Source organism: Pseudorhodoplanes sp., assembly GCF_050250235.1.
Taxonomy (GTDB): domain Bacteria; phylum Pseudomonadota; class Alphaproteobacteria; order Rhizobiales; family Xanthobacteraceae; genus Pseudorhodoplanes.
The window spans coordinates 1-10,439 of record NZ_JBFWPA010000172.1; the positions used below are offsets into that span (position 1 = coordinate 1).

Annotated in this window: 11 protein-coding genes and 1 pseudogene; 10 read left to right on the forward strand and 2 right to left on the reverse strand. The window is 59.5% G+C overall.

Annotated elements, in window-relative coordinates; genetic code table 11:
* A pseudogene (locus AB7F49_RS34800) lies at positions 1-185 on the reverse strand (hypothetical protein); the annotation flags it as partial.
* Between the two features lie 316 nt (positions 186-501).
* Between AB7F49_RS34800 and AB7F49_RS34805 the strand changes: the two are divergent.
* The 7 genes from AB7F49_RS34805 to AB7F49_RS34835 all read left to right on the forward strand — a co-directional run bounded on the left by AB7F49_RS34805 (position 502) and on the right by AB7F49_RS34835 (position 7,114).
* Entirely contained in the window at positions 502-3,417 is a 2,916-nt protein-coding gene (locus tag AB7F49_RS34805) for a monovalent cation/H+ antiporter subunit A (protein ID WP_428530998.1), read from the forward strand.
* A complete protein-coding gene (locus AB7F49_RS34810; RefSeq protein ID WP_428531000.1) occupies positions 3,417-3,761 on the forward strand; it encodes a Na+/H+ antiporter subunit C in 345 nt (114 codons plus the stop codon). Before AB7F49_RS34805 ends, AB7F49_RS34810 begins: the two co-directional genes overlap by 1 nt.
* A complete protein-coding gene (locus AB7F49_RS34815) occupies positions 3,758-5,380 on the forward strand; it encodes a monovalent cation/H+ antiporter subunit D (protein WP_428531003.1) in 1,623 nt (540 codons plus the stop codon). Before AB7F49_RS34810 ends, AB7F49_RS34815 begins: the two co-directional genes overlap by 4 nt.
* A complete protein-coding gene (locus AB7F49_RS34820; RefSeq protein ID WP_428531006.1) occupies positions 5,377-5,865 on the forward strand; it encodes a Na+/H+ antiporter subunit E in 489 nt (162 codons plus the stop codon). Before AB7F49_RS34815 ends, AB7F49_RS34820 begins: the two co-directional genes overlap by 4 nt.
* Positions 5,862-6,140, forward strand: coding sequence for a K+/H+ antiporter subunit F (locus AB7F49_RS34825; RefSeq protein WP_428531009.1), 279 nt, complete (start codon positions 5,862-5,864; stop codon positions 6,138-6,140). The genes AB7F49_RS34820 and AB7F49_RS34825 overlap by 4 nt, the downstream gene beginning before the upstream one ends.
* On the forward strand, positions 6,137-6,496 hold the full coding sequence (gene mnhG, locus AB7F49_RS34830) for a monovalent cation/H(+) antiporter subunit G (protein ID WP_428531012.1): 360 nt from the start codon (positions 6,137-6,139) through the stop codon (positions 6,494-6,496). Before AB7F49_RS34825 ends, mnhG begins: the two co-directional genes overlap by 4 nt.
* 459 nt (positions 6,497-6,955) lie before the next feature.
* Positions 6,956-7,114, forward strand: coding sequence for a hypothetical protein (locus tag AB7F49_RS34835; protein ID WP_428531015.1), 159 nt, complete (start codon positions 6,956-6,958; stop codon positions 7,112-7,114).
* A 130-nt stretch (positions 7,115-7,244) separates the two neighbouring features.
* On the opposite strand, the gene sdhD is transcribed toward AB7F49_RS34835, so the two are convergent.
* Complete coding sequence (gene sdhD, locus AB7F49_RS34840) at positions 7,245-7,718, reverse strand: succinate dehydrogenase, hydrophobic membrane anchor protein (protein WP_428531018.1); 474 nt, start codon at positions 7,716-7,718, stop codon at positions 7,245-7,247.
* A gap of 387 nt (positions 7,719-8,105) precedes the next feature.
* Between sdhD and AB7F49_RS34845 the strand changes: the two genes are divergently transcribed.
* The 3 genes from AB7F49_RS34845 to AB7F49_RS34855 all read left to right on the forward strand — a co-directional run.
* Complete coding sequence (locus AB7F49_RS34845) at positions 8,106-8,585, forward strand: (2Fe-2S)-binding protein (RefSeq protein ID WP_428531021.1); 480 nt, start codon at positions 8,106-8,108, stop codon at positions 8,583-8,585.
* On the forward strand, positions 8,582-9,100 hold the full coding sequence (locus tag AB7F49_RS34850) for a molybdopterin cofactor-binding domain-containing protein (RefSeq protein ID WP_428531024.1): 519 nt from the start codon (positions 8,582-8,584) through the stop codon (positions 9,098-9,100). Before AB7F49_RS34845 ends, AB7F49_RS34850 begins: the two co-directional genes overlap by 4 nt.
* A 144-nt stretch (positions 9,101-9,244) precedes the next feature.
* Positions 9,245-10,439 (forward strand): molybdopterin cofactor-binding domain-containing protein (locus AB7F49_RS34855; protein WP_428531027.1); only part of this gene is annotated, 1,195 nt, incomplete at its 3' end.

A 10,439-nucleotide genomic window follows, 5' to 3' on the forward strand; every position in this document is an offset into this window, starting at 1 on the left:
GCAGCAACCCCTGCCAGCAGGAAGGAAAGCGGCGCCCCCGGACCCGCTCGGCCAATCACCGAAGCGATTGCGACGTAAATTCCTGCACCTACGATGACCGCAAGCCCGTAGAGAAGAAGTGGTACGACTGTGAGCGTGCGCCTTAGGCCGACCTGCGGTCTTGTCGTGTCAATAACGTTTACCATCGCGAGATTCCGACCCCGTCGCGTCGTCGGGCGCTAATTGACGCCCGCTCTGTAGCGCGGCAAGTCCGCCTCTGCACCTCGTGGGAGAGACATATCGACCGGACCCGACGGCATATTTTCGGTCAGTTTGTCGCAAGCACGCCGTCGACGCGCAATCTGAGGCAAAATGTCCGTCCCGCCATTCTGCTTCCATATCGAAGCTCGGCCGCTGGTTGAACCTGACAAATTTAGGCAAAGACCCTTGCCCTTGCGCTCCCCAATTCACCATAAAGAGTGCGAGAATCCGAAATTCGTGCGCCTTGGGCAATAGTTAGTTATGTCCTCCGAAACGCTGCTAATTGCAGTCATTGCTCTGCCGTTTGTGGGAAGCTGTCTGGCCCTCCTGCTGCGTGACAATGTGCGCAATGTCGTGGCCGGCCTGGCGGGATTGGTCGCGCTCTTTGCTCTGGTCATCGTGGTCGCGGCTTACCCGCGGGTCGTCGATGGCGGCGTGCTTCAATACAAGGTCGACTGGGTTCCGGAACTCGGGCTCGAGTTCAACCTTAGAATGGATGGCTTCGCCTGGCTGATGTCCGGACTCATCACCGGAATCGGGTGCCTAGTGGTGCTGTATGCCCACTATTACATGTCGCCGGAAGATCCGGTCTCGCGCTTCTTTTCGTTTTTTTTGGCCTTCATGGGCGCGATGCTCGGCATTGTGCTGTCGGGCAACCTGATCCAGTTGGTGTTCTTCTGGGAACTGACCAGCCTCTTTTCCTTTCTGCTGATCGGCTACTGGCACCAGAATGCGCAGGCGAGGGATGGCGCGCGGATGGCGCTGATCATCACGTCTGCCGGCGGATTCTGCCTGTTCGCCGGCGTACTGATGCTCGGGCACATCGTCGGCAGCTACGATCTTGATCGGGTGCTGGTATCCGGCAAAATGATCCGCGAGCATCCACTTTACCTTCCCACTCTTATCCTGATTCTCAGCGGCGCCCTGACGAAGAGCGCTCAGTTTCCCCTCCATTTCTGGCTGCCGCACGCGATGTCTGCGCCGACGCCAGTCTCGGCCTATCTGCATTCCGCCACCATGGTGAAAGCCGGCGTATTCCTGCTGGTGCGGCTATGGCCCGCGTTGGGGGGAACCAATGAGTGGCTGTGGCTCGTTGCAACCGCCGGGCTGGTCACCTTCATCCTGGGCGCGTTCTTCGCGCTTTTCCAGCAGGACCTGAAGGGGCTCCTTGCCTATTCGACTGTTAGTCACCTCGGCCTGACCACGCTCCTCGTCGGGCTCGACACGCCGCTTGGTCAGGTCGCGGCGATCTTCCACATCATGAACCACGCAACCTTCAAGGCGTCGTTGTTCATGGCCGCCGGCATCATCGAGCACGAAACCGGCACGCGTGATATCCGTCGTCTGAGTGGTCTGTGGCGGTTCATGCCAGTTACGGCAACGCTTGCAATGGTCGCGGCCGCGGCGATGGCCGGCGTCCCCCTGCTGAACGGCTTTCTCTCAAAGGAGATGTTTTTCGCCGAGACGATCGAGATCCACGACAACTCCATCGTGGATCGGGCGCTGCCCTACATCGTAACCATCGCCAGCATGTTCACTGTCGCTTACTCGCTGCGCTTCATTCGCGACGTGTTCTTCGGACCTCCTCCGCAGGACCTACCTCGCACGCCGCAGGAGCCGCCGTTCCTCATGCGCTTGCCGGCCGCGATCCTCGTACTGACATGCCTTGTCGTCGGCATCATCCCTGCCCTGACCATAGGTCCACTGCTTCAAACTGCATTGTACGCCGTTCTCGGCCCAATGCTTCCCGAATACAGCCTCGCCGTTTGGCATGGCTTCACGCCGGCGCTCCTGATGAGCGTCGTCGCGATCGTTGGCGGCCTCGCCTTATATTTCATGTTGCGCTCGTATCTACTAGGCAACGACGGTCCGCCGCTGCTGCGCCATATCCAAGGCAAGCGCATATTCGAGCGGGTGCTAGTCGCCGTCTCATGGCGGTTCGCAAGATGGCTGGAAGGCGTTGTCGGAACGCGACGTCTGCAGCCGCAATTGCAGATACTAATTTGCGCGGCGCTGTTTACCGGGTTAGCCCCGATCTACGCGCGCGGAATTGAGCCGCCGGAGCTCCCGCAAGCAACCATCAGCGTGTTGTTCGGCATGGTCTGGGTTGTGGGAATCGCTTGCGCGCTGGCTGCTGCCTATCAGGCCAAATTTCATCGCCTCGCGGCTCTCGTCCTGCTTGGCGGCGCTGGCCTTGTGACGTGCATCAGCTTCGTATGGCTCTCTGCACCTGATCTCGCGCTGACTCAACTGGTCGTAGAGACCGTCACGACGGTCCTGCTTCTTCTCGGGCTGCGCTGGCTGCCGAAGCGGACACCGGCAAATATGACTAGCGACATTCGATGGTATCGCGTCCGCGACCTCGCCATTGCCGTGGTGGCAGGGTCAGGACTGGCAGCGCTCGCCTACGTGGTCATGACCCGGCAGAAGCCGGACAGCATCGCCGCTTACTTTGTTGAAAATGCCTATACCAAGGGCGGCGACACCAACATTGTTAACGTCATTCTCGTCGACTTCCGCGCGTTCGACACGTTCGGCGAGATCACGGTGCTCGGCATCGTCGCACTCACCGTCTATGCATTGCTGCGGCGCTTCCGCCCCGCGGCCGAGAGCATTCCTCTGCCAGAACAGCAGCGCGATCAAGACCTCTACGATGAGGCCGGCGCGGACCGCAATAGAGGCGACACGATCAAGAGCGCAATGGCCATCCCAGCGCTCATGATGACGATGCTTTTCCCGGTGATCGGCGCGGTTGCGGCTTTCCTTCTCCTGCGCGGGCACGACCTTCCGGGAGGCGGCTTCGTCGCTGGCGTGACCATGGCGGTGGCATTCATCCTTCAATACATGGCCCACGGAACGACCTGGGTCGAAGCGCACTTGCGCGTCCTGCCGGTGCGATGGATGGGCACGGGCCTGCTGCTTGCACTCGGCATTGGAGCAGTACCCTGGATATTCGGCCGGCCCTTCCTGAGTTCTTCATTCTCCTATGTCGAGATTCCGTTGATCGGTGCCGTCCCGCTGGCGACTGCGCTCGTGTTTGACATCGGTGTGTTTGCACTGGTCGTCGGCGCGACCGTCCTGATGCTGATCGCAATAGCGCACCAGTCAGTGCGCAGTCACCGGGCGCCACGCGGACCTATCGCCCACGCGGCATCCCCGGCAGACGAGGTGCGGTGATGGAAATCATACTCGCTCTCGGCATTGGCGTGCTCGCGGGTTCCGGCGTCTGGCTGATCCTTCGGCCGCGGACGTTTCAGGTGATCATCGGGTTGTCTCTCCTGTCCTACGCAGTCAACCTTTTCATCATCGCCATGGGGCGACCGACGGCCGGACTTGCACCGGTCCTTGCGGCGAAAGGCATCGGCGATGCTGCGCAGGTCGCCGATCCGCTACCGCAGGCCCTCGTCCTGACCGCGATCGTAATCAGCTTCGCGACCACGGCGCTGTTTCTGGTTGTGCTGCTTGTGGCACGCGGATTGACCGGCACCGATCATGTCGATGGACGGGAGCCCGAACGGTGAGCCGTCTTGCCGACCATCTGATGATCGTGCCGGTGGCGCTGCCGCTGCTTGCCGGCGCGGTGATGCTCGCGCTCGGTGGCGAAAGCCGCCGCACTATCAACGCCGCGATCAATGTCGTCACCACGCTGACGCTGGTCGCCGTCGCGATCTTGCTGATCCGCGACGCCAACGCAAGCCCGACCGGCCTGTCCGGCGTTTACCGGTTGGGCGACTGGCCGGCGCCGTTCGCCATTGTCTTTGTGGTGGATCGGCTTTCGGCCCTCATGGTGCTGCTGACCAGCCTACTCGCGGCGTCTGCGGTAATATTTTCACTGGCCCGATGGCACAAAGCCGGCGTGCTTTTCCATCCGCTGTTTCAGTTTCTGCTGATGGGCATAAACGGAGCGTTCCTCACCGGCGATTTATTCAACCTCTTCGTTTTCTTCGAGGTCTTGCTTGCGGCCTCCTATGGCCTCGCGCTGCACGGCTCTGGCTCGGCCCGGGTGATGGCGGGGATGCAATATATCGTTGTCAATCTTGTCGCCTCACTGTTCTTTCTGATCGGGGTCAGCCTGATCTACGGCGTCTCGGGAACGCTCAACATGGCCGATCTCGCCGCCCGTGTCCCAACAATCCGGGCGGAAGATCGCGCGTTGCTGGAGGCCGGCGCCGGCATCCTCGGCATCGCGTTCCTGGTGAAAGCGGCGATGTGGCCGTTCGGCTTCTGGCTGCCCGGCACCTATGCCGCGGCGGCGCCGCCGGTGGCGGCGATCTTCGCAATCCTGACCAAGGTGGGCGCCTACGTTGTGCTGCGGCTGTGGCTGCTCCTGTTCGGTGAAGGGGCCGGTGCGTCGGCTTATTTCGGCGGCGAGTGGTTGATGATCGGCGGAATCGTGACGATAGCATTTGGCACAATCGGGAGCCTCGCATCGCAGGACATGGCGCGGCTCGCTGGCTTCTCCGTGGTCGTGTCCTCGGGCACGGTGCTTGCCGCCATCGGCATGGGGCATGTGAGCGTGACCGGCGCAGTCCTCTTCTACCTGATCAGTTCAACACTCGGTCTCGGCGCCTTTTTTCTTTTGATCGAGCTGGTTGAGCGAGGTCGTGAACCAGGCGCCGACGTGATCGCCGTCACTCGCGAAGCATACGGCGAGGACGACGAACTGGACAAAGTAGAGGAAGTCGGCATCGCAATCCCGGCGACGATGGGCGTTCTCGGCCTGGCCTTTGTCGGTTGTGCCGTCATGATAGCCGGTCTGCCGCCGCTTTCGGGATTTATCGCGAAATTCGCGCTTCTGACGGCCGCGATCAATTCGCAACCGGACACGGTGTCGATCACTGCCTGGGTTTTACTGGTGGTATTGCTGCTGTCCGGATTTGCAGCACTCATCGCGGTGACCCGCGCCGGCATTCGCGTTCTATGGGCGTCTCCGGACCGGAGCGTGCCGCGCGTGGGGTTGATCGAGATGGCGCCGGTCGCGATCCTCCTGTTTCTCTGCGCCCTGCAAACGGTCCAGGCGGGACCAATCATGCGCTTCATGCAAGCCACCGCGCAGTCGCTGCACGCGCCCGACGACTATATTCGCAGTGTTCTTGGTCCGACCGCCGGGCAGCCGAATCGATCGACGGGCGGAATATGACGCGGCACCTACCCTATCCGATCGCGAGCACGAGCCTTCTGGCTCTCTGGCTGCTGCTGAATCAGTCTTTCTCACTGGGGCAAATACTTTTGGGCATGGCCGTCGCGCTTGTCGGGGGTTGGAGTCTCACACTGTTGAAGCTGACGAAACCGCGTCCACGGCGCCTCCGCGTAATTGCTCGTCTGACCGCCGAAGTGGTTGCAGACATTATCCGCTCCAACGTTGCTGTCGCGCGCATCGTGCTGGGCCTGGGACGAAAGCAGCGCACACCGGGATTCGTGGACATTCCGCTTGAGCTTCGCGACCCTTACGGCCTGGCAATGCTAGCCTGCATCATCACCTCGACACCCGGCACGCTCTGGGTGGATTTCAACGAGACGAGCGGCATCTTGACCATCCATGTCCTCGATCTGGTCGAAGAATCCGAATGGATACGTACGATCAAAGCACGATACGAAGCACGACTGCTGGAGATATTTGAATGAGCACTATGCTAGTCTGGTCAGTCACCGCCGCGCAGATAATGCTTGGCTTGGCAATGGCATGCGCCGCTTTCCGCATTATCTTGGGCCCAAGGGCGCAAGACCGCGTCGTCGGCTTCGACAGTTTGTATGTAAATGCGATGCTAATGCTTCTCGCTTTCGGCATCCGATCAGGAACCGCTCTCTACTTCGAGGCAGCCCTGATCATCGCACTGCTCGGTTTCGTGGGGACCGCAGCGCTCGGCAAATTCCTGCTTCGCGGCGAGGTGATCGAATGACCGGCGCGGCAGACATTTCTAACTTCGCAGCCTTTCTCACCGCCGCTTTACTGGCGTGCGGCGCGGTAACAACTCTGATCGGTGCGCTCGGTCTGCTCAGACTCCGAACGTTTTACGAACGGGCTCACGCGCCGACGCTCGGAACGACGCTTGGGACAGTCTGCGTCGCGATGGCGTCGATCGTTTATTTCTCGACACTGGGAACCCGGCCAGTTCTGCATGAAGTGTTGATTGTGATTTTCGTCGCGGTGACAACACCAATCACACTGCTGATACTGATTCGTGCCGCCTTGTTTCGCGATCAATCGGAAGACAGGGGGACACCTGCTACCACCGCCGAGAACGAACATCGCTGATATATCAACGTTTGAGCGGAGGCACTGCAAGGACGGGGTGCTCAAGGCACTGCACGGCAGCCTCTGAAACCATATCGAGTAGCGTCTATCTGCTCACCCTCCTCGAAAGCGGAAAAGCATCGGTCACGCATGAATCATTGGCCGCCACCATGCCGGCAACGCAATCTCGACCGACCCTCCGAAAGAACAAGCGATTGCTCTCGGCTTCGACATGATCGTCGATTGCGCCGCGTTTGATGGCGGACATCCTGCCGTTTGCCGCCGGCAAGGGACGGGGCATCACTGTGCGCCTATGTCACGCCTGCTATCGTGAAGCCGGCAAGGTTGTCGAGCATGGCTTCTCGCCGTGGTGGCGGCAAAGCTCCGCCACGCATTTCGGTTGCCCGGCATTGTGGAAGATATGCTGCGGCGTGCGCAATTTCGGCCGTCGCTGGCTCGACTTGAATGACGCAGTAGACCGTGGCAACCATGGAGCCGATCGTCGCCGGCTATGCGGTGACGCGCTGGAAGATCGCGGGCGCGTTCGCCCTCGGGACCAGCATCATCACAGCGCTTGGCTGGATTGTTTCGCTATTTGCTGGGAAGATCATTGCCTGGCTATTTTCGTTGTTTCGCTAGACAACCGGAAGGCCCTGCTCACCATCACCCGAACTTTAGTCGATTTGCACTTCCGAGATCGTTTCATCGACTCTCAACCACCAAAAGCGATTTCCAATACCGCGATGATCCCTGTGACAGCGAGCGCAAATCAGCACAGGCGCACCGCGATAACAGCGGCGAACCTTGCACCGGAGTGGACATAATCCTCGATCACCACCTGTAGCCCTAGGGCGGTGTGGTGAAAAAGGAAGATCAAAATTGAAATGGTGAGGATCATGGCTGCGGACGTTTGAAGCCATGTGACAAAGCTGACGTAACCGCTCCCAGTATGGCTGATGATGGAAGCGACGAACCAAAGAGTCAGCGGGACAAGCGCCACGGCGGAGACGCGCTGCGCCAACCAATGCTCCACACCTGTTTTTGCCGATCCGAAACGGCTCCCGTTCCCCCCATCATCTCGCGCTCGAACTGGGCGAAGGTCGGCCGCCCCATGTTGCTGGTCGAGGCTAGCGCTTCCTCGAATCGAACAAACAATTCCGTTGCACTCAATCCACAAACAAATTCGTTTGCGAAGCCTGACATCGGCACTAAAAATACATGCGGTGGATATGGTCTGTCGCATCTTGCATCGGAGAGAGTAATGGGCCGGATTTTCAGTCCCGAGAACCTCGCGCGCCGTGACAGGCAGGCCGGTGATCAGCTTGCCGCATCAAATCGCAATCGCATTCTGGAAACCGTGGCCGAACGATGGAACGCGCGTTCATGCGAGCGCCGCGCTCCAGGTGCAGGTCGTTTCAGCACCATTGCAGGAGCAGTACGGTTCTTGCACCGGGGAGTCTAGATCGCGTGGGCAGCAATCCCGATACTCAATCCGCAGGATGAGCAGAAAAATTGCTCCGCGATGGTCCGCCCGCGCCGCAAGGGGATGTTCGCTGCTGATTTCCGAAAGGGAAGGTATCTCTAAAACAGGCCGGCCGACTTAGGGAATGAAGGTGAAGGAGTTCGAGCCGTGAGCAAACGTCTTACGATCCGTGTTAACGGGCAGACGCGGACTGTTGAAGCCGAACCGGATGAGCCATTGCTTTATGTTTTACGCGATGATCTGCAGTTGAACGGTCCGAAGTTCGGATGCGGCCTGGCGCAATGCGGCGCCTGTATGGTCATCATGGATGGCAACGCAATTCGCTCCTGCGTCACGCCGACATCGGCGGCTGAAGGTCATCACATTATTACACTCGAGGGGCTTGGCAGCCTCGAGGAGCCGCATCCAATCCAACAGGCTTTCATCGATGAACAGGCTGCACAGTGCGGTTACTGCATCAACGGGATGATCATGACCACGAAAGCCTTGCTCGATAAAGACCCAAATCCAACCGATTCTGGAATTCGCGAGGCACTCGCCGGTAACTTATGTCGATGCGGGACGCACGTGCGGATACTTCGTGCAGTAAAGCGTGCCGCAAGTCGCATCGAGGTGACAGGCCAATGAATACGGTCAACAGTGAGCGCATGAATGCCACCAGGGTCTCGAGGCGGCAAATCATTCACGGCACAGGCGCATTGGTCGTCGCTCTTACGGTTGCAGATGGCTTGAAAGTGCCGGCAGCGGCTGCCACATTGGCAAGAACGAGTGCATTTGCGCCGCGTGGTGTCGCTCTCGAGTCTGTCGACTCGTGGCTAGTGATACATCCGCACAATAACGTCACGATATACTCCGGGAAGATCGACTCGGGCACGGGTGTCAGGACGGCCCTCGCGCAGATCGTCGCGGAAGAATTGGATACACCGTTCGGAAGAGTAAAAATGGTTATGGGTGTGACCAGTGTCACACCTGATCAAGGCATCACCGATGCAAGCGTTTCTATCCAATACGGGTCGCAGCCACTGCGAGCAGCGGCTGCCGAGGCCCGCAGGGCGCTGCTTCGCCTCGGTTCAGAGCACTTTGCTCTCCCCGTCGACCTGCTCGAGTCGGTCGACGGATATGTTTGCGTCAAAGGCGATTGAGGAAAGCGGATCTCTTACGGTGAGCTGATCGGCGATCAACGGTTCGATCTTTCGATCACGATCGAGAAAACGCCTGATTTTCTTTCATTTACCAGACGCGCAAAAACCGACGCTCCGCTCAAGGATCCCAAGGAATACAAGATCGTGGGGACGTCCGAACAGCGCGTCGACATCCCTCCGAAGGTGACGGGGCAGCCGGCTTATCTTCATGATCTTCGATTGCCGGGTATGCTTCATGCGCGTGTTCTGCGGCCGCGCGTCGACGGTCCGGCTGTGCTCACCGCGATCGACGGGTCGGCGGTGCAGGGCATGCCGGGAGTCGTGAAAGTCGTACGCGACGGAAGCTTCGTGGGGGTCATTGCCGAACGCGAGTTTCAGGCGATCAGGGCCATCGATAACCTTAGGGAATCAGCAAAGTGGAAGGTGCACGACCTTCCGGACTACGGTCACCTTTACGACCATTTGGCCGAGCTGCCTGTGACAAAATCCGTATCGTCAGACGTTGTCGGGACTCCTTCCGTTATCCCGGATGGGGCGGCCAAAGTCCTCGAGGCCCAATACCGGAATCCATACCAGTCCCACGGTTCGATCGGACCTTCCTGTGCGGTTGCGGAATATTCTGACGACAGGCTAACCGTGTGGGCGGCCACGCAAAGCCCATACCCGTTGCGGGCGGCCCTGGCCGAGGTCGTGCGAATGCCCCCGGAGAAGATCCAGGTCGTCTACCGGGAAGGAGCCGGCTGCTATGGGCAAAATGGTCAAGACGATGTCGCTGGAGACGCAGCACTCTTGGCCCTGGCACACCCGGGCCGGCCGATCCGGGTCCAATGGACGCGACAGGACGAGTTCGCAGCCGAGACCAAGTATCCTGCGATGATCGTCGATATCAAAGGAGCGGTTGACGGGAGCGGGACCGTTGTCCTGTTCGATTTTAGATTTCGTTCAGGTCCACACCTCGCGAGAAGGGCGGTGTCGGAGCCGCAGGATGACGGGCGGACGAGTCTGATCGGTGGATGGTACAAGTCGCATCCGCTATCGCCATTCTGGGTCGATGGGGCCGCATTTTCGAGAACACACGATCTCTCATCGGATCTGAACCCGTTATATGCGGTTCCCAACAGCCTCCATAAGGGAGTCTACTACAAGTCTCCGCTACGAAGCGGCGAACTGCGTGCTGTCGGAGATTTCTCGGTTTTCTTCGCTGTGGAGTCGTTCATGGACGAACTCAGCGTAGCGGCGGCGCGCGATCCGGTGGACTTCCGAATGCAGCACTTGAAGGGTCATACCCGCCGAGCGGATATTGTCAGAGAGACTGCGAGATTGGCGAAGTGGACACCTC

Excerpts from the sequence above, each read along its gene's own strand:
- AB7F49_RS34805 (WP_428530998.1), top strand. The coding sequence starts at position 502 with ATGTCCTCCGAAACGCTGCTAATTGCAGTCATTGCTCTGCCGTTTGTG.
- sdhD (WP_428531018.1), bottom strand. The coding sequence starts at position 7,718 with ATGCGACAGACCATATCCACCGCATGTATTTTTAGTGCCGATGTCAGG.
- AB7F49_RS34810 (WP_428531000.1), top strand. The coding sequence starts at position 3,417 with ATGGAAATCATACTCGCTCTCGGCATTGGCGTGCTCGCGGGTTCCGGC.
- AB7F49_RS34850 (WP_428531024.1), top strand. The coding sequence starts at position 8,582 with ATGAATACGGTCAACAGTGAGCGCATGAATGCCACCAGGGTCTCGAGG.
- AB7F49_RS34825 (WP_428531009.1), top strand. The coding sequence starts at position 5,862 with ATGAGCACTATGCTAGTCTGGTCAGTCACCGCCGCGCAGATAATGCTT.
- AB7F49_RS34820 (WP_428531006.1), top strand. The coding sequence starts at position 5,377 with ATGACGCGGCACCTACCCTATCCGATCGCGAGCACGAGCCTTCTGGCT.
- mnhG (WP_428531012.1), top strand. The coding sequence starts at position 6,137 with ATGACCGGCGCGGCAGACATTTCTAACTTCGCAGCCTTTCTCACCGCC.